We start from the raw sequence: 18042 nt of genomic DNA, 5'->3' as shown, positions 1-18042 counted from the left end.
CGGATCTCCTTCAGTGGGTGGCAGCGGCGGCATCCGCCATCGGCGGCTGGAAGCGGCGCAGTCGCAGCGCGTTGCCCAGCACGAACACGCTGGACAATGCCATCGCACCTGCCGCGAACACCGGCGACAGCAGCACACCCCACACCGGGTACAGCACGCCGGCCGCTACCGGAATCAACGCGGTGTTGTAGGCGAAGGCCCAGAACAGGTTCTGCCGGATGTTGCCCAGCGTCGCCTTGGACAGCGCGATGGCATTCGGCACGCCCTGCAGATTGCCCGACATCAGCACCACATCGGCTGATTCCACTGCGATGTCGGTACCCGTACCAATGGCCAGGCCGACATCGGCCTCGGCCAGTGCCGGCGCATCATTGATGCCATCGCCGACGAAGGCGACGTGGCCATGCGTGGCCTTCAGACGGCGCACGGCCTCGACCTTGCCTTCCGGCAGCACCTCGGCCACCACCTCATCGATGCCCAGCTCGCGCGCGATCGCCTGCGCGGTACCGGCGTTGTCACCGGTGATCATCGCCACCTTCAGGCCGAGCTGGTGCAGTGCCGCGATCGCGGCCGGCGTGCTCGGCTTGATCGGATCGGATACCGCGATGATCGCGGCCAGGCGACCGTCAATGGCGGCATACAGCGGCGACTTGCCCTGCGTTCCAAGCTGGGTGGCCAGCGCCGCGAACGGCGTGATATCCACCCTCAGATCGCGCATGAAACGATCAGCCCCCACCTCCACGCGCGCGCCATCAACGCTGGCACGCACGCCCATGCCGGTGACCGATTCGAAATCGGCCATCGCCGGCAACGCGATGCCCTGCTCGGTGGCCGCATCCACGATGGCGCGTGCAATCGGATGCTCCGAGCGCGACTCCACTGCCGCCACCGCCCCCAGTACCGTACTGCGATCAAAACCGTCGGCGATCTCCAGGTCGGTCAGGCGCGGGCGGCCTTCGGTCAGCGTGCCGGTCTTGTCCACCGCCACCACCTGCGCGTCCTTCAGCAGCTGCAGTGCTTCGCCCTTGCGGAACAGCACACCCATTTCGGCGCCGCGGCCGGTACCGACCATGATCGAGGTCGGCGTGGCCAGTCCCATCGCGCAGGGGCAGGCAATGATCAGCACCGCCACCGCATTGACCAGCGCGAAGCTCAGCGCCGGCGATGGACCGAAGATCAGCCAGACCGCGAAGGTCGCCAGCGCGGCCAGCATCACTGCCGGCACGAACCACAGGGTGACCTTGTCGACCACCGCCTGGATCGGCAGCTTCGAGCCCTGCGCCTGTTCGACCATGCGGATGATCTGCGCCAGCATCGTCTGCGCGCCCACCGCCGTGGCTCGCACCGTCAGTGCGCCCTTCTGGTTGACCGTGCCACCGACAACGCTGCTTCCCGGCTGCTTCTCGACCGGAATCGGCTCGCCGCTGATCATCGACTCGTCGATGTAGCTGCGACCCTCGACCACCTCGCCATCGACCGGCACGCGCTCGCCCGGGCGCACTTCCACCACGTCGCCGCTCTGCACTTCATTGACCGGGATGTCGACGGTGCGGCCGTCACGGATCACATGGGCGACCTTGGCCTGCAGGTTGACCAGGCGCTTGATCGCCTCGGAGGTACGGCCCTTGGCCCGAGCTTCAAGGAAGCGGCCGAGCAGGATCAGCGCGACGATCACCGCCGCCGCTTCGTAGTAGACGTTCACCGTGCCCGGTGGCAACAGCCGCGGTGCAAAGGTCGCGACCACCGAATAACCGAACGCCGCGGCGGTGCCCACCGCCACCAGCGAGTTCATGTCCGGCGCCAGCCGCAGCAGTGCCGGGAAGCCCTTCTGGTAGAAACGGCGGCCGGGGATGGCCAGCACCAGGAGGGTCAGCACGAACTGCAGGTACCAGCTGGCCTGCATGCCGATGGTGGCCATCACCCACTCGTGCATGCCGGGAATCAGGTGCGAACCCATCTCCAGCACGAACACCGGTAGCGCCAGCGCGGACGCCACGATCAGGTCGCGTTTCAGTCCGGCGCGCTCGGCATCCTTCTTTTCTGCAGCCTCATCGTCGGACTGCACACCGGCCTGGATCAAGCGTGCGGCGTAGCCGACCTTGTCGATGGCCGCCACCAGCGCGTCCACGCCCGCCACGCCGCGCACGGTCGCACGCTCCGTGGCCAGGTTCACGCTGGCCTGGCTGACGCCCGGCACCGCCAGCAGCGCACGCTCCACGCGGCCCACGCAGGAAGCGCAGGTCATGCCTTCCACGGCCAGTTCAACGGTAGCGGCGGGCACGTCATAGCCCACCCGCTCCACCGCCTGGATCAGCGCGGCCCGATCGACCGGGCCCGACGGGCGGATATCCGCGCGCTCGGTGGCCAGATTGACCGAAACACTGCCCACACCTTCGACCTTGGACAGCGCGGCCTCGACCCGGCCGACACAGCTGGCGCAGGTCATGCCCTCGATGGGCAGGCTGATGGTGGCGGGGCTTGCGGGGGCTGCAATGGCGCGGGGCGTGCTCATGATCGGATTCCCGGGGTTCCTTCTGGATGTGGACAGGCTAAACCTTGCCATCGTGGGAAGGTCAAATCCAGCCGCCACGTCCAGCCGGTAGCGCCGGGCCAGGCCCGGCGTACCGCCCGCAATCCGCCTCAGAAGGTGAACACGTACTCCAGCGCGAACTCGCGGCCCACCGCGCCGAGCAGGCGGGTCGGGGCGAAGTCATAGTCCAGCTTGTACGGATCCTTGTGGTTCCAGCTGGCCGAATTGAACACGTTGTTGACGTAGACGTTGACCTTGGCGCGTTCGGTCACCTGGTAGCCCATGTTGAAGTTCCAGGTGATGAACGGCCCGACCCGCCCGTAGTAGCGCGTGGTCTGCTGGCCGGCGTTCGGGTTCGGGTTGGGCGAGCCATCCGGACGTGTTGCCGGTTCCAGGCAGTTCAGCGACGGGCTGTCGCTGGGCACATAGCCATCAGCGAACGGCAGACAGCCACCCGGGTTGTTCAGGCGATCGGTGCCCCAGTGGTAGCGCACGCCCGGCACCGAACCGATGCGGTCGGCATAGACATTGGCGTTCCAGTTGCCGCGCTGCCAGGCCAGGCTCGCGCGCAGCTTGCTGCGCAGGTCGCGGTCACGACGCTCCGGGTTCGGGTCGTTGGCGTAGCGCTGTTCCTTGGTCGAGATCTGGTTGGTGTAGTTCAGGCCCAGCTGGAAGCTGCCCCACTGCGCGGTTTCCAGGCGATAGCGCGCGGTCAGGTCGATACCGCGCACTTCGCGGCTGGCCAGGTTGAACGGCCCGCGCTCGATCGATACCAGACGGCCGTTGCTGTCGCGGTTCACGCGGGCCAGGATGCCGGCGCAGTATTCGCCACCGGCCGGATTGGCCCATGGTGTACCGTCGATGTTCTTGCCGGTCAGGCAGCCGGCTTCGCTGGCCAGCACCTCGTCGGCGCCGACGTCGACGATCATGTCTTCCAGCTCGATCGCCCAGTAGTCGGCACTGACCGACAGATTGGGCATCACATCCCAGACGAAACCGACCGTCCACGAATCGCCGGTTTCCGAACGCAGCAGTGGCGTGCCCCGGCGGTTCACGTCGAAGGTGTACCAGACGTCGGTGTTGCCCACGCCGCAGTTGTTGACTAGGTAGGCGCCGCTCTGGATGCAGCGCAGGCGGTCATAGGTCTGCACTTCGGAGCTGCTCGGCTGGCCCAGCAGGTAGTGCATGTCCGGCGCATGGAAACTGGTGGCGTAGGAGCCACGCACCAGCAGCGACTCCGCCGGGCGCCATTCCAGGCCGACGTTCCAGGTGGTTTCCTTCTGGCTGCCGATGTCCAGCGCTTCGCCGCTGTTGTCAGCCTTGTAGTTGCCATAGCGGTCATAGCGCGCGGCCGCAGTGGCGGTTACGCTCTCCAGCAGCGGGATCTTGAACTCGACGCCGGCCGAATAGCGGGTGCGCTCGCCGCCGCCGCGATCGACGTTCTGCAGGTCGAAGTCGATACCTGCACGCGGATCGGGGCTGAGGTGATAGCCCTGCTGCGCGACTTCGGCCACTGCCGCGAACGAAATCGGACCCGCCCACCCTTGGAAAAGCTCGCCGGTGATGTCCGCCGAAGCCTGGTTGACCCACGATGATGCGCGGTTCCTCGCCACCGTGCCCATCTGCCAGTACTGGTCCGGCGTCAGCGGATTCCACCAGCGCGATTCGTTCAGTGCGTAAATCGCCTCGCCATCGGCGGTGGTGCCCAGCTTCGGACCCAGGAAGTAGTCATACGACTTCTGCTTGTCGACCACGTTCTGCCGTTCTTCAACGCGGTAGTAGGAACGCCCCACTGTGGTGCTCCAGTCGAAGCGGTCAGCGAGGCGGCCACGCAGGCCGGCGCTCCAGTCCCAGGACAGTTCGCGGTTGGTGTTGCGCAGCGTATCCAGGCCACCGACTTCATTTGGCGTGAACTGGCGCACGCCCAGGATCGGGCGGTTGCGGTTGGCATCCCAGTAGTAGCCGTTGTCGTCGTCGATCAGCGACACGCTCGGCGGATTGGTGCCCCAGATCGCTTCGGAGCGGTAGACGGCCAGGTTGGTCCAGGCCTGCACGTCATTGCTGAAGTCGAAGGTGGCATACAGGTTGCCGGACACGTTCTCGGCACCGCCCGTAAGCAGCCAGTTCGCATAGTCCGCACGCATGCCGCACAGGCGGCCGGTGTTGGTGATGGTGTTGGCGGCGTAGTTGTAGACCAATCGATCGGCGGTGTAGTACTCGCCATCGAACTTCTCGCAGGTGCCGGTGGGCGGCGCCAGGCGCTGGCCGGTGGTCGGATCGATCAGCGCCAGGCCGGCGGTGGGACGGAAGCCGACTTTGCGTTGTTCCATGTTCCAGGACGGATACGGTGCATCATCGGCGTCGTCCATCTGCGGGCGGTCACGGCCAAACAGCGGGTCGCGCTTGGTGTACTGCAGCGCGTAGGTCACGCTCCAGTTGTCGCCGGTCTTGCCGCCGGCCCAGGACAGATCCCACGTATCGCGGCCGCCTTCGGTGGAGGTACCGCCGCGCACGCGCACTTCGTCGCCGTCGTAGTTGGTCTTGAGGATGACGTTGACCACGCCGGCGATCGCATCGGAGCCATAGATGGCCGAGGCGCCACCGGTCAGCACTTCGATGCGCTCCACCGCCGCGGCCGGAATGTTGCCGTAGTTGGAGAAGTTGGTTTCACCGCCGTACGGCAGCGGGTAGTCCGCCACGCGACGGCCGTTGACCAGCAACAGCGAGCGGTTCGGGCCCATCCCGCGCAGATTCAGGCCGCTGGCATTGGGCGTATGCGAGCCCCACTGCGAGGCGGCTTCAACAGTGCCGGTCGCTTCGGTGAGGGTCTTCAGCGCGTCGTACACGCTGACGAAGCCTTCCTTCTGGATCTGCGCGGCGGTGATCACATTGACCGGTGCCGGGCCTTCGACACTGGCGCGCTTGATGCGCGAGCCGGTGACGGTGACCGCATCGAGATCCTTGGTGGACGAGCTTGGGGCTTCCTGCGCATTGGCAGCCAGGGGAAGCAGGGCCAGGACCAAGGCCTGGGACAGCAGGTGACGGCGCTTGCGGACGATCTGAGCCATGGGTGGTTGCTCTTCGAAAGTGTGAACGCATGGACGGGTGGTGGTGCGGCACTACCGGTGATCCGGGCGCCTGGATCGGTTCAGGACCGTCGCAGCACCCTCCCCTGTGGATCGATCCAAACTAAAGCACAGCTGAATCACACCCGGCATGCGGCGACGCAGCAACAGCCCGCGGAATGCCGCTACCGGCCGCCGTCATCCCGAACAATCAAAGGGTTGCGAAACATCGCTGAGAGAACGGCTCACACGTCAATGACACGATCGCGACAATCGCGCGCGGAACGGTTTTGTCCGTGATGCCGTGTACGGCCGACAGCGGGTCGTTGTAGATCCGAGCCCGCGCTCGGCTGCTGTTGTTCGCCGCGAAAAGCAGCCGAGCGTGGGCTCGGCTCTACAGAAGAGGCGGGCTACCTTGCGCCGTCCAGCGCCTGCCGCAGCGCGGCCACGGTCGCGGTGGCGGTCTGGCTCCAGTCCGGGTCCAAGCCGCGCAGGGCCGGGTTCTGGAACTGCATGGCCGAGCGGCGCAGGCCTTTTGCGGACGCGTGCAGTTCGGTACAGCCCGTCTGCCGCGCGACGGTTGCGATGTTGCCCGGGGCCAATCCGGCACCTGCCATCACCGTGATACGCCCGGCCGCCTGGGTGACCAGCGCCGCCAGCACATCGGCACCGGCCTCGGCGCTGACCTGGCCGCCGGAGGTCAGCACGCGCTGGCAGCCCAGCCCGATCACCTGCTCCAGCGCCGCCGGCAGGTCGCGGGCAGCATCAAAGGCGCGGTGGAAGGTCACCTGCAACGGCCCGGCCGCCTGCATCAGTTCACGGCACAACGCCACGTCAACGCCGCCCTGCACGTCCAGTGCGCCTATCACCACGCCATCGCAGCCCAGCGCGCGGCACTGCGCGATATCACGCAGCATCAGTTCGGTTTCCAGCGCGTCGTAGTGGAAGTCACCCGGGCGTGGCCGCACCAGCACGAACAGCGGAATCGACAGGCGTTCGCGGGCAATCGCGATGGTGGCAAACGATGGCGTGGTGCCACCCTCGGCCAGGTTGTCGAACAGCTCGATGCGGTCGGCCCCGCCGGCCTGCGCCGCCAACGCCGAGGCCAGGGAGTTGCTGGCGATCTCCAGGGTCAGCCGCGTGCTCACGCCTGGGTGCTCGCATAGATCGACGGCGAATCGCGCAGGTCATCCTGGCGCTGCGCATCGCACACGGCGTAGACGAAGCCGCGATGCAACGCGTAGGCGCCCACCTCACCCTGCTTGTTCATGGCCAGGAAGCACACCTGCAGGGTCTTGCTCGCCTCCGGCCGCTTGCGCACCACACGGTCGATTGCCTCGCGGCAGGCCTGTGCCGGCGAGCGCCCCTGGCGCATCAGCTCAACCACCAGGAATGAAGCGGCGTTGCGGATCATCTCCTCACCCACGCCCGAGGCGGTAGCCGCGCCCACTTCATTGTCGACATACAGTCCGGCGCCGATGATCGGGCTGTCGCCCACGCGTCCGTGCAGTTTCCAGGCCATCCCACTGGTGGTGCAGGCACCGGCCAGATGGCCCTTGGCGTCCAGTGCCAGCATGCCGATGGTGTCGTGGTTGTCGCTGTTGCCGGGAATACCCCGGCGCTCGGCATTGATCTGTGGCTGGTACTTCTCGGTCTTCAGCCACTCGCGCCAGGCCGCTTCGGCCTGCGGCGTCAGCAAGTGCTTGCGCTCGAAACCCTGCTGCACCGCGAACTGCTGCGCGCCCTCGCCCACCAGCAAAACATGCGGGCTGTTTTCCATCACTTTGCGGGCCACCGACACCGGATGCAGGATGTCGACCAGCGCAGCCACCGCACCACAACGGCCATCGCCATCCATAATGCTCGCGTCCAGGCTCAGCACGCCGTCGCGATCCGGGTTGCCGCAATGACCGACGGTGGGGTTGCACAGCTCGCTCTCGGCCCAGCGTGCGCCCGCTTCCACCGCATCCAGTGCGCTGCCGCCCTGCGCCAGCACCTTCCATGCGGCCTGGTTGGCCGGCACGCCGAAGTCCCAGGTCGAAACCACCTTGGCCCCACCCTGCGTGCGCGCCTGCACGCCCGGCAAAGCCGCCATGCCTGCGGCCAGTGCGCCGGCCTGCAGGAACTGCCTGCGATCCACCATCTTCCCCTCCCAGTCTGCAATGCACGGCCGGCCCGATGCCGGTCGTGCCGATCAGTCGTGCATGGGCTGTCGTGCGGCGTGCCAGACCGCTGCACCGAGTACGCCCAGCTGGCCGTGCTCCACGCGCCATACCGGCACCTGGCGCAGCACCTCGGTCAGCACGCCCTTGTTGAGGAAGCGCTCACGGAAGCGGCCATCGGCCAGGAAATCCTGCACATGCGCGGAAATGCCTCCGGCCAGGTACACCGAGCGTGCACCGACGGCGATCGCTGCGTCGCCGGCCAGGCTGCCCAGCCAGGCGCAGAACACCTGCAGCGTCTCCACCGCCAGCACGTCTTCACCGCTGCGGGCGGCACCGATCAGTGCTTCGGTACTGGTCCACACCGGGGTGACGCCGCGCAGCTCGCACAGGCACGGATACAGGTTCATCAGGCCACTACCGGACAGCACGCGCTCGTTGTCCACGTGCGCCCAGCGCTGCAGCAACTTGCCCAGCACCTGCAGTTCCAGCGCGTTGCCGGCGCCGAGCGCGGCGTGGCCGATCTCGCTGGCCAGCACCGGGCGCCCGCCATCGGCGAAACGCAGCGCGGCGCCCAGGCCGGTGCCCGCGCCCAGCACCAGCGCCGGGAACGCCTGTGCCGGATCGGCGTCGCCGTTCAGTGGCACCAGGGTTTCCGGCTGCAGGTACGGGATAGCCAGCGCCACCGCTTCGAAATCATTGATCAACTGCAGCTCATGCAGCCCGGACTGCGCGCGGGTGGCCGACAGCGAGACCGTCCACGGCAGGTTGGAATTGATCAGTACATCGCCATCGAGCAGGCCGGCGATGGCCACCACCGCGGTCTGCACTGGCTGGCCAAGGCCAGCGGTGAAATCAGCAAGGATCGCCGCCAGGCTGGGATGCTCGGCGCAGGCGTAGGTGCGATGGCTGCCCAGCAGCGGCGCCTGGCCGGGTTGGGTTCCAGCCAGCGCAAGGCGGGCGAAGGTGCCACCGACATCGGCGACCACCAGACAGCGCGGAGGACCGCCGCGGGCGGAGTCGGAGGAAACCGGGGACGCTGCTGCGATGGTCACGCTGGCCTGCTTGGATCGATTGAATCGCCCCGATTCTCAGGCATCGGGGCGGCTTTGCCTAGCACGCCGATGATTCAGGTTGGCCTACATGCCTTCCTGTTCGGCCACCTGCACACCATCCACCAGCACGCGCAGCCGCTGCGGGCGGAAGCCGGCAAACAGCAGCGGCCGGGTACGCTCGACCAGCACTTCGTGGCCTGCGATGTGGCGCAGCCACGACTGTACCAGCGAGAAGGAGAAGTGCGTGCCCGGATGCAGCGGATGCTGCACCCAGACCTTCTCGGTGGCGCTCTGCAGCAGCATCGCGCCGGTGAACCAGTGGCGGCTGAGGGTCACCGGCGTGGTGCCGGCCATGAAGCGGATATCCATGCGGGGTCCTTTCGCTGGGGCCGTGATGCGGAGGTCAGGGCTGGGCAGTCTGCAGGCTGTAGCGGGTGGTGGCGGTGAACACCGCACCGTCAGGCTGGGTGGAGCGTACTTCGACCTTGTGGCTGCCCACCGCCAGATCGGTCGGCAGCGCGCCACGCCACAGGTGCGGCGATGCGGTGGCCTCCGGCGAGCGGTCGTAGCCACGCAGGCTGTCAGCCAGATCGTCGGCCACGTTCTCCACCATCAGGCGCGGATCGGGCTGGCTGACCTGCTTCATCGGCTGCCAGGCGCCGCCATCGACGCGGTACTCGACCACGCTGGCATCCTCACCCATGTAGACGTTGGCATAGATGCCCCACGCCGGGTAGGCCCCCTGGCGCAGCACCTTCGGCGCATGCAGGCCGATCTGCTCGCTGGCCGACTTGCCCGCCACGCGGTACTGCAGCTTGTAGCTGCCATTGCCGGCCACGTCGAGCAATGCATAGCCCTTCGGCGTGCCATCGCTCATGGTGCTGTCCGGCACGCCGGCGGCATTCTTCACGCCCGACCAGAACGCACCGCAGTTGGCACCCACGTTGTACTCATGCAGCGGCTTGTCGCCGTTCCAGCCGTCGGCCTTACCGTGGTAGACGTGCTGCTGGGTGTGGCTGTGGCCGCTGAGCACCAGCACGTTGCGGAAGTCCTTCAACAGGTCGAACAGGCGCTGACGGTCAGCATGGCGGAAGGTCTCGCGTCCCGGCGCGGCGTCGAACAGCGGGATGTGCATGCCCAGCACCAGCAGGCGGTCCTTGTGCAGGCCCTTCAGGTAGCTGGCAAGGAAGGCGAACTGGTCTTCGCGCAGTCCACCGACATACTTCGGCTTGGCCTTGGGGTCGTACACCACGTCGTCCAGGAACACGAAGCTGGCGCCGCCTTCTTCCACCGCGTAGGTGTCCGGGCCGTAGATGTTGCGCCAGCTGTCCAGCGAGTGCTCATCGCTGGCGGCATCGAAATCGAGGTCGTGGTTGCCCGGCACATGGAACCACGGCACGCCAAGTCCGGTGGTGACCTTGTTGATCGCCGGGTAGAGAGTCAAGTCATCGTTGACGATGTCACCCAGGGTGGTGCCCATGCGCGCCTTGGTCTGGCCGACCAGCGGCGCCACGATCGACTGCTGGTAGTAGCCGATGTCCTTCAGGCTCGCGGTCTGGGAGTCGGTGAACACCAGCATCTGGAAGCCGCGCCGACTGTCATGGCGATCCGACTGCAGGGCGAAATCCCAGTTGCGGGTGACGTCGCTGGTCGCGGCGATGCCGCCGTACTTCAGCGCCGGCGAACCGTTCGGACGGTAGTGGCGCCAGAACGAAGGCAGGCCATCGGCCGCCTTCGGGAACGAATACGCATCGGGCTTGATCACGAACACGGTCTGGCCATCACGCACCGGCAGGCTGTAGCTGCCGTCGGCGGCGGTCTTGACGAGGGTCTCGCCGTTGGAGACCTGCACCCCGGCCAGGCCCGGATCGGTCGCACCGCGACCCGGCCGGCCGTCGCGTTCCAGATAGACCTTGCCGGTGACCACAGTGTCCGCGGCCCAGGCCGGCGAGGTCAGCAACAGGCAGCACAGCCACGCGGCAGGCAGTTTCATGGGAGAGATCCAGCAGAAAGAGACGCGGTATTGTAGAGCCGAGCCATGCTCGGCTGCATTTCAAGATGGTAGTACCGGCCGCTGGCCGGCAACCTCACATTCGTCGGACGTCGGGTGGTTGCTGGCCAACGGCCGGCACTACCGCACCTCAACGATGGCGCTTTTCCAGCACCGCCCGCGCATCCTCCAGCGACAGCCCGCGCGCGCGCAGCAGCACCAGCAGGTGGTACAGCAGGTCCGAAGCCTCGCCCAGCAGCGCCTCGTCATCCTGCGCCACCGCCGCCAAGGCGGTCTCCACGCCCTCCTCGCCCACCTTCTGCGCGATGCGGCGGATGCCGCCCTCGAACAGGCTCGTGGTGTAGCTGCCCGTTGGCCGCTGTGCCTCGCGCATCGCCACCAACTGGGCCAGCCCGCCAAGGAAGTCCTTCGGCGCGCCATCGAAGCAGCTCTCCGCACCGGTGTGACAGGTCGGCCCGGCCGGGCGTGCCATCACCAGCAGCGTATCGGCATCGCAGTCCACGCTGATCGACTGCACCACCAGCACGTTGCCGGACTGCTCGCCCTTGGTCCACAGCCGCTGCTTGCTGCGGCTGAAGAACGTCATGTGCCCGATCGCCAGGGTGGCCGCCAATGATTCGGCGCTGACATAGCCCAGCATCAGCACCTGCAGGGTATCGGCATCCTGCACGACAGCGGGCAGCAGTCCGTCACCCTTGCCCCAGTCCAACGCCTGCAATGCGTCCGACGACGGCCTGACTTCAATAGACATCCCGCACCTCGATCTGCTGTCCGCGCAGGTAGCGCTTCAATTCCGGAATGGCGATGGCACCGCTGTGGAACACACTGGCCGCCAGCGCGCCGTCGACGTCGGCCTGGTCGAAGGCTTCGGCAAAGTGCTCCATCGCGCCGGCACCGCCAGAGGCGATCAACGGTACCTGGCACAGTGCCCGCGCCTGTTGCAGTTGCACGACATCGTAGCCACGGCGCACGCCATCGCTGTCCATGCAGTTCAGCACGATCTCACCGGCGCCCCGCCGTTGCGCCTCGACAATCCAGTCCAGGGTACGCAGCGGTACCGCCTGGGTCTTGTCCGGGTCGCCACTGAAACGGCGCACCCGCCACTGGCCGTCCGCTTCACGTACCGAGTCAACACCCACCACCACGCACTGCACGCCGAACTCGTCGGCCAGTTCAGTGATCAGTTCCGGACGGCCCAACGCCGGCGAGTTGATCGACACCTTGTCGGCACCGGCGAACAGCACGCGACGCGCGGTTTCCACGCTGTCGATGCCACCGGCCACGCAGAACGGAATGTCGATCAGCCGCGCGATGCGCTCGATCCAGGCCACGTCCACCGAGCGCGCCTCGGGGCTGGCGCCGATGTCATAGAACACCAGCTCGTCGGCGCCCTGGTCACGGTAGCGCTGCGCCAGCTCGGCGATATCGCCCATGTCGACGTGGTCGCGGAAACGCACGCCCTTGACCACGCGGCCATCGCGCACGTCCAGGCACGGAATGATGCGCCGGCTCAACATGCCAGTGCCTCCGCCAGGTCCATGCGCTGCTCCAGCAGCGCCTTGCCAAGGATCGCGCCACCGCAGCCTGCACGTCGCGCTTCGGCAACGTCGGCCACGTCACGGATGCCGCCGGAAGCCTGCACCGCCACACCCGGCAGCAAGCCCGACAGGTGCTGGTAGAGGCCGATGTTGGGCCCGGCCAGCATGCCGTCGCGGGCGATGTCGGTGCACAGCAGGTGGCGCATGCCGGCGCGCGCGTAGCGCTGCGCCAGCTCATCCAGGGTTACCCCGGCGTTCTCGGTCCAGCCGTGCACCGGCAGCTGCCATTGGCCCTGCGCATCCTGACGAGCGTCCAGCGCAATGGTGATGCGATCGGCGCCGAATTCCTCCAGCCAGCCGACCACTTCATCGGGACGACGCACGGCCAGCGAACCGACCACCACGCGGCCCGCGCCGGCATCGAGGATGCGCGCTACATCGGCGCGGCCGCGCACGCCACCACCGGTCTGCACCTGCAGCGGCGTCTGCGCGCGGATCGACGACAGCAGCGGTGCCAGCGTGTAGCCACCGGCGCGTGCAGCGTCCAGGTCGACCAGATGCATCCACTGCGCACCTCGCGCGGCGAAGGCCTGCGCGCGTGGCAATGGATCGTCGCCATAGGTGGTTTCCTGCGCGTAGTCGCCCTGGCGCAGCCGCACCACGCGGCCATCGCGGATATCCAGCGCGGGGTAGACGATGAAACTCATGCAGCGGTGCCCTCGAGGAAATTGCGCAGCATCAGCGAGCCGGTCTCGCCGGAGCGTTCGGGGTGGAACTGTGCGCCGTAGTAACGCCCCTGCTCCACCACGGCAGTGAACAGGCCGCCGTGGTCACAGGCAGCGACGGTGTGGGTATTGAGGGGCGCCGCGTAGCTGTGCACGAAGTAGGCGCTGGCCCGCTCCGGGACACCTTGCAACAGCAACGACTCCCGCAGCGGCAGCAGCCGGTTCCAACCCATGTGCGGCACGCGGATGCCACAGGCCGGCACCAGCTTGCGAACCACGCCGGGAATCAGCCCCAGCGTTTCCACGCCCGCTTCCTCGGAGCGTTCGAACAGCAATTGCATGCCGAGGCAGATGCCCATCAACGGCACTTCCAGTCGCTGCAACGATTCCACCAGGCCCTGCGCGTGCAGGCGCTGCATGCCGGGACCGGCGGCGCCGACACCGGGCAGGATCACCCGCTGCGCCCCGATCAGGCCGTCCGCATCGCGCACCAGCCGCACCGTCGCACCCAGACGCTCCAGTGCATAGCGCACCGAGCCCAGGTTGGCACCGCCGGCATCGATCAGCGCGACGTCGCTCACAACGCCCCCTTGGTGGAAGGCAGCGCGGTGCCCTGCCGGGCCAACGCTGGACGCAGCGCACGCGCCAGCGCCTTGAAGCAGGCCTCGACCTTGTGGTGATCGTTGTCACCGCGCACCTGCAGGTTGAGGTTCAGGCCGCTGGCATCGCACAGCGAACGGAAGAAGTGCGGCACCAGCTCGGTCGGCATGTCGCCCACCCGCTCGCGCTTGAACTCACCCTCGAACACGAAGTACGGCCGGCCGCTGAAATCCAATGCCGCGCTGGCCAGGGTCTCGTCCATCGGCAGGGTGAAACCGTAGCGACCAATGCCGCGCTTGTCGCCCAGCGCCTCGCGCAGGGCCTGGCCCAATGCGAGCCCGGTGTCTTCGATGGTGTGGTGCTCGTCAATGTGCAGGTCACCCTCGGCCTGGATGTCCAGCGCGAAGCCACCATGCTTGCCGATCTGTTCAAGCATGTGGTCGAAGAACGGCAGGCCGGTGGAGATGCGTGCATCGCCGGCACGATCCAGGTCCAGCTCAACGCGGATCTTCGTTTCCTTAGTATTGCGCTGGACTACTGCGGTGCGTGGCGCGTCGGCCAGCGCGTGGGCGATGCCCGGCCAGTCCCACTCGCCACCGAACTGCTCGGTGCGCAGCTGGAAACCGCGGATGTTGAGGTTGTCGGCAAACTGCAGATCGGTGATGCGGTCACCCACCATGCCCGAACGCGCCCAGTCGATGCTGCGGTCCTGCAGGTAGGCGGTCATCAGGCCGATGCCCGGCTTGCGGGTCGGCGCATTGTCCTGTGGCCAGCTGCAATCGATCAGCACGTCACGGAAGGTAATGCCCTGGCTCTCAAAGATCTGCAGCATCAGATCATTGGGGCCATCGAAGCTGGCGCGCGGGTAGCTGTCGCTGCCGAGGCCATCCTGGTTGGTGACGATCACGAACTGGTAGCCGGCATCCCGCAGCTTCAGCAGCGCCGGGATCACCTGCGGCACGAAGCGCAGCTTCTCGTAGGCGTCGATCTGGAAATCGGACGGCTCCTCGATGAGGGTGCCGTCGCGGTCGATGAACAGGATCGGGGTCATGCTGCGGCCCTCCGCGCCGACAGGGCCGCAAGCACGCGGTCGTTCTCTTCGGGGCTGCCGATGCTGATGCGCAGGGCATCGCCCAGTTGCGGCGCGGCGCGCTGATCGCGCACCACCACGCCAGCAGCCAGCAGCGTATCGAACGCGGCCTGGGCATCGGCGAAGCGCACCAGCAGATAGTTGCCGGACGAGGCATACACGCGGCGCACGCCGGGCAGGCCAGGCAGCGACGCGAACAGGCGTTCGCGCTCGGCGATGACCGTGGCCACGCGCTCAGCAGTGCGTGCCAGCGCGGCCGGCTGCAGTGCCTGCACGGCCAGGTCCGCGCATGGGGTCGGCACGGGGTACGGTGCTTGGCAGCGGCGCAGCACGGCAATCAGCTCCGGTGCGGCGATAAGGGTGCCGATTCGGGCCGCGGCCAGCGCGTGCGCCTTCGACAGCGTACGCAGCACGGCGACGTTGGCATGCGTGGTCAGCAGCGTGGTTGCCGACGGGCGTTGTGCGTACTCAACATAGGCCTCGTCGACCACTACCAGCGCCTGCCCGCGCAGAGCAGTGGCCACCCGCTCGATCTCGTCCAGGCCGATATCGCTGCCGGCCGGGTTGGACGGTGCGCACAGGAAGACCAGCTTGGCGTTGCGCGACTTGGCCGTATCGATCACCGCATCCAGATCCGCACGCAAACCGTCTTCGGTATCCACCAGCGGCACTTCAAGCAGTGCGGCGCCCTGCAGGCGTGCACAGACCGCGTACATGCCGAACACCGGCGGTGTGACCAGCACGCCATCGCGGCCCGGCACGCACAGCGCGCGCACCAGCAGATCAATGGCTTCGTCGCTGCCGCGACCGATCAGCAGCTGCTGTGGCGTCACGCCGTACAGCGCCGCCAGTCCCTCGCGCAATGCCAACGGCTGCGGCTCGGGATAGCGCCGACTGCTGCCTGCGGCATCAGCGGGATTGGCCCAGGCCGACTCATTGGCGTTCAACCAGACCTCGCCCTGCACCGCCGCACTGCGCGCCGAGCTGTAGCCGGCGAAGGCCTGCAGATCCGGGCGCACCAGTGCCAGCACGTCATCAATGGCGGCGCTCATGCGGCGGCCTCCATGCGCAGGGCAACCGCACGTTCGTGCGCGTCCAGGCCTTCAGCGCTGGCCATGATGCGTGCGCAGCCGCCGATTGCCGCCAGGCCGGCGGCGCTGGCGCTCTGCACGCTGATCAGGTTCTGGAAGCTGGCCACGCTGACACCACTGTAAGCACGCGCGGCACCGGCCGTGGGTAGCACGTGGTTGGTGCCGCTGCAGTAGTCGCCCAGTGCTTCGGGGGTGTAATCACCCAGGAACACCGAGCCGGCCGCCTGCACCTTGTCCAGCCACGCGCGCGGGTCGCGCAGGGCCAGGATCAGGTGCTCGGGCGCATAGCGGTTGCTGATCGCGAAGGCTTCGTCCAGCGAATCGACCTGGATCAGGCGCGAGGCCGACAACGCCTGGCGTGCGATCTGCTGGCGCGGCAGCAGGGCCACCTGGCGCTCCACTTCGGCCTCGACCGCCGCCAGCATCGCGGCATCGTCGGTCAGCAGCAGCACCTGCGAATCCGGGCCGTGCTCGGCCTGAGACAGCAGGTCGGCGGCCACGAAGGCTGGATTGGCGCCGGCATCGGCAATCACCAGCACCTCCGAAGGACCCGCCGGCATGTCGATGGCGGCGGCGCCGTCCTGTGCCACCTGCTGTTTGGCTTCGGTCACGAAGCTGTTGCCGGGCCCGAACAGCTTGTCGCAGGCCGGAATGCTGGCCGTGCCGTAAGCCATGGCCGCGACGGCCTGCGCGCCGCCCAGCTTGAATACACGCTGCACGCCGGTCAGCCGCGCGGCCACCAGCACCGCCGGATCCGCGCTGCCATCGGCGCGCGGCGGCGTGCACAAGACCACCTGCGGGCAACCAGCCAACCGTGCCGGCACACCCAGCATCAGCGCGGTGGACGGCAGCGGCGCACTGCCGGCCGGTACGTACAGGCCGACCCGGCCGATCGGCCGCAGCATGCGTTCGCAGACCACGCCCGGTGCGGTCTCCACGGCATAGCCCTTGCCCATGCCAGCCTCATGGAAGCGCGTGATGCGCTCGGCAGCTTCGACCATCGCCTGGCGCAGTTCGGCCGGCACCGCCGCTTCGGCGGCCGCGAACTCGTTTTCGGACACTTCAAAGGAGACCAGCTCGACACCGTCGAAACGTGCGGTGATCGTACGCAGCGCGTCGTCACCCTGTTCGCGCACTTCTGCAATCAGCGTGGCCACCGCGTCGCAGGTCTGCTGCGCCACGGTCTGCACCGGGCGGGTCAATGCCGCGCTACGCGCGGCCTCATCAAGTCGGGACCAGATCAGACGGTTCATGCCAGCGATCGCTCCACGCTCAACACCATCAGGCCCTGCGCGCCAGCGCGCTCCAGTTCTTCCATGCGCTGCCAGCTCAACGGGCCGGGGCACATGGTCTGCAGGCGCAGCGCACCGCCATCGGCCGGCAGCCGCACCAGCGGCTCGGCATCGGCCAGCAGCTGTGCCAGCGCATCCACGCGGTCTTCGCTGGCGCGGAACATCAGCAGCTTGCGGTCCTGGCGCTGCACCACGCCGTCGAGACGGCGCAGCAGCATCGCCCGCAGCGACGCGCGTGCGTCATCCGGCACCCGCACCGCGCCCGCCAGCACCGCCTCGCTGTCGAGCAGGTTGTGCACCGGGGTCAACTGGTTGGCGCGCAGCGTGGCGCCGCTGGAGACCAGGTCGCAGATCAGGTCGGCGGTACCGAGGCGTGGCGCGATTTCCACCGAACCGGACAGCTCGACCACCTGTGCATCCACGCCCTGCTCGGCCAGCCACTGCTTGAGGATGGCCGGGTAGCTGGTGGCGATGCGGGTGCCGGCCAGCTGTGCCGGACCCTGCCACTGCCACTCCTCGGGCACCGCCAGCATCAGCCGGCACTGGCCGAAACCCAGCCCGCGCAGCGCCTGGTAGGCATCCGGCAGGCCGATCTGGCGACGCGCCGCGGCCTGCTCGTCCAGTTCGTTGCGACCGACGATGCCGAGGTCGCAGACGCCGTCCGCGATCAGGCCGGGGATGTCGTCGTCGCGCACCAGCAACAGGTCCACCGGCAGCGACTCGCCGTAGCAGAACAGTTTGTCGCGGCTTTCGCGCCAGCTCAGGCCACAGGCGCTGAGCAGGTTGCGGGCGGGCTCGGCCAGCCGGCCACTCTTCTGGATGGCGATACGCAACCGGTCTCGTGCCGGCGCTGCCTGGGTTGCACTCATGGGGGAGGTCTCGA

15 protein-coding genes are annotated in these 18042 nt (G+C 67.5%); all 15 read right to left on the bottom strand.

Going from position 1 to position 18042, the window contains the following annotated elements; genetic code table 11:
• Positions 1 to 10: 10 nt before the first annotated feature.
• The gene (locus GOC52_RS09360; protein ID WP_043397239.1) at positions 11 to 2512 is read right to left on the bottom strand and encodes a heavy metal translocating P-type ATPase; all 2502 of its coding nucleotides are present in this window, start codon (positions 2510 to 2512) and stop codon (positions 11 to 13) included.
• Between the two features lie 128 nt (positions 2513 to 2640).
• A complete protein-coding gene (locus GOC52_RS09355; protein WP_191851225.1) occupies positions 2641 to 5598 on the bottom strand; it encodes a TonB-dependent receptor plug domain-containing protein in 2958 nt (985 codons plus the stop codon).
• Positions 5599 to 6005: 407 nt separating this feature from the next.
• The gene (locus tag GOC52_RS09350; RefSeq protein ID WP_191851223.1) at positions 6006 to 6743 is read right to left on the bottom strand and encodes a copper homeostasis protein CutC; all 738 of its coding nucleotides are present in this window, start codon (positions 6741 to 6743) and stop codon (positions 6006 to 6008) included.
• Positions 6740 to 7738: a N(4)-(beta-N-acetylglucosaminyl)-L-asparaginase gene (locus tag GOC52_RS09345; protein ID WP_043397231.1), complete on the bottom strand. Its 999-nt coding sequence runs from the start codon at positions 7736 to 7738 to the stop codon at positions 6740 to 6742. Before GOC52_RS09345 ends, GOC52_RS09350 begins: the two co-directional genes overlap by 4 nt.
• A 51-nt stretch (positions 7739 to 7789) precedes the next feature.
• Entirely contained in the window at positions 7790 to 8812 is a 1023-nt protein-coding gene (locus GOC52_RS09340; protein WP_043397228.1) for a glucokinase, read from the bottom strand.
• An 84-nt stretch (positions 8813 to 8896) separates the two neighbouring features.
• The gene (locus tag GOC52_RS09335) at positions 8897 to 9181 is read right to left on the bottom strand and encodes a hypothetical protein (RefSeq protein WP_005409434.1); all 285 of its coding nucleotides are present in this window, start codon (positions 9179 to 9181) and stop codon (positions 8897 to 8899) included.
• A gap of 34 nt (positions 9182 to 9215) precedes the next feature.
• The gene (locus GOC52_RS09330; RefSeq protein ID WP_191851221.1) at positions 9216 to 10805 is read right to left on the bottom strand and encodes a calcineurin-like phosphoesterase C-terminal domain-containing protein; all 1590 of its coding nucleotides are present in this window, start codon (positions 10803 to 10805) and stop codon (positions 9216 to 9218) included.
• Positions 10806 to 10953: 148 nt separating this feature from the next.
• The gene (gene hisIE / locus GOC52_RS09325) at positions 10954 to 11574 is read right to left on the bottom strand and encodes a bifunctional phosphoribosyl-AMP cyclohydrolase/phosphoribosyl-ATP diphosphatase HisIE (protein WP_043397222.1); all 621 of its coding nucleotides are present in this window, start codon (positions 11572 to 11574) and stop codon (positions 10954 to 10956) included.
• Positions 11564 to 12340: an imidazole glycerol phosphate synthase subunit HisF gene (hisF, locus tag GOC52_RS09320; protein WP_005409431.1), complete on the bottom strand. Its 777-nt coding sequence runs from the start codon at positions 12338 to 12340 to the stop codon at positions 11564 to 11566. Before hisF ends, hisIE begins: the two co-directional genes overlap by 11 nt.
• The gene (gene hisA / locus GOC52_RS09315; protein ID WP_126560908.1) at positions 12334 to 13068 is read right to left on the bottom strand and encodes a 1-(5-phosphoribosyl)-5-[(5-phosphoribosylamino)methylideneamino]imidazole-4-carboxamide isomerase; all 735 of its coding nucleotides are present in this window, start codon (positions 13066 to 13068) and stop codon (positions 12334 to 12336) included. Before hisA ends, hisF begins: the two co-directional genes overlap by 7 nt.
• Entirely contained in the window at positions 13065 to 13667 is a 603-nt protein-coding gene (gene hisH, locus GOC52_RS09310; RefSeq protein ID WP_019338503.1) for an imidazole glycerol phosphate synthase subunit HisH, read from the bottom strand. Before hisH ends, hisA begins: the two co-directional genes overlap by 4 nt.
• The gene (gene hisB, locus GOC52_RS09305) at positions 13664 to 14737 is read right to left on the bottom strand and encodes a bifunctional histidinol-phosphatase/imidazoleglycerol-phosphate dehydratase HisB (RefSeq protein ID WP_049436252.1); all 1074 of its coding nucleotides are present in this window, start codon (positions 14735 to 14737) and stop codon (positions 13664 to 13666) included. The genes hisH and hisB overlap by 4 nt, the downstream gene beginning before the upstream one ends.
• On the bottom strand, positions 14734 to 15828 hold the full coding sequence (hisC, locus tag GOC52_RS09300) for a histidinol-phosphate transaminase (protein ID WP_043397215.1): 1095 nt from the start codon (positions 15826 to 15828) through the stop codon (positions 14734 to 14736). The genes hisB and hisC overlap by 4 nt, the downstream gene beginning before the upstream one ends.
• Positions 15825 to 17120 carry a histidinol dehydrogenase gene (gene hisD / locus GOC52_RS09295; protein ID WP_043397212.1) on the bottom strand — a complete coding sequence of 432 codons (1296 nt, stop codon included), beginning with the start codon at positions 17118 to 17120 and terminating at the stop codon, positions 15825 to 15827. The genes hisC and hisD overlap by 4 nt, the downstream gene beginning before the upstream one ends.
• Complete coding sequence (gene hisG, locus GOC52_RS09290; RefSeq protein ID WP_010482592.1) at positions 17117 to 18028, bottom strand: ATP phosphoribosyltransferase; 912 nt, start codon at positions 18026 to 18028, stop codon at positions 17117 to 17119. Before hisG ends, hisD begins: the two co-directional genes overlap by 4 nt.
• Positions 18029 to 18042: the final 14 nt, after the last annotated feature.

This window comes from Stenotrophomonas sp. SXG-1 (assembly GCF_014083965.1).
In the GTDB taxonomy this organism is placed as follows: domain Bacteria; phylum Pseudomonadota; class Gammaproteobacteria; order Xanthomonadales; family Xanthomonadaceae; genus Stenotrophomonas; species Stenotrophomonas geniculata.
The sequence above is the reverse complement of the archived record's forward strand: the minus strand, read 5'-3'. Positions and strand labels throughout refer to the sequence as shown.

Coding starts and splice junctions, on each gene's coding strand:
- hisA (WP_126560908.1), bottom strand. CDS start 13,068: ATGAGTTTCATCGTCTACCCCGCGCTGGATATCCGCGATGGCCGCGTG.
- GOC52_RS09355 (WP_191851225.1), bottom strand. CDS start 5,598: ATGGCTCAGATCGTCCGCAAGCGCCGTCACCTGCTGTCCCAGGCCTTG.
- hisF (WP_005409431.1), bottom strand. CDS start 12,340: ATGTTGAGCCGGCGCATCATTCCGTGCCTGGACGTGCGCGATGGCCGC.
- hisG (WP_010482592.1), bottom strand. CDS start 18,028: ATGAGTGCAACCCAGGCAGCGCCGGCACGAGACCGGTTGCGTATCGCC.
- GOC52_RS09345 (WP_043397231.1), bottom strand. CDS start 7,738: ATGGTGGATCGCAGGCAGTTCCTGCAGGCCGGCGCACTGGCCGCAGGC.
- GOC52_RS09360 (WP_043397239.1), bottom strand. CDS start 2,512: ATGAGCACGCCCCGCGCCATTGCAGCCCCCGCAAGCCCCGCCACCATC.
- hisC (WP_043397215.1), bottom strand. CDS start 15,828: ATGAGCGCCGCCATTGATGACGTGCTGGCACTGGTGCGCCCGGATCTG.
- hisIE (WP_043397222.1), bottom strand. CDS start 11,574: ATGTCTATTGAAGTCAGGCCGTCGTCGGACGCATTGCAGGCGTTGGAC.
- GOC52_RS09330 (WP_191851221.1), bottom strand. CDS start 10,805: ATGAAACTGCCTGCCGCGTGGCTGTGCTGCCTGTTGCTGACCTCGCCG.
- hisD (WP_043397212.1), bottom strand. CDS start 17,120: ATGAACCGTCTGATCTGGTCCCGACTTGATGAGGCCGCGCGTAGCGCG.
- hisB (WP_049436252.1), bottom strand. CDS start 14,737: ATGACCCCGATCCTGTTCATCGACCGCGACGGCACCCTCATCGAGGAG.
- GOC52_RS09335 (WP_005409434.1), bottom strand. CDS start 9,181: ATGGATATCCGCTTCATGGCCGGCACCACGCCGGTGACCCTCAGCCGC.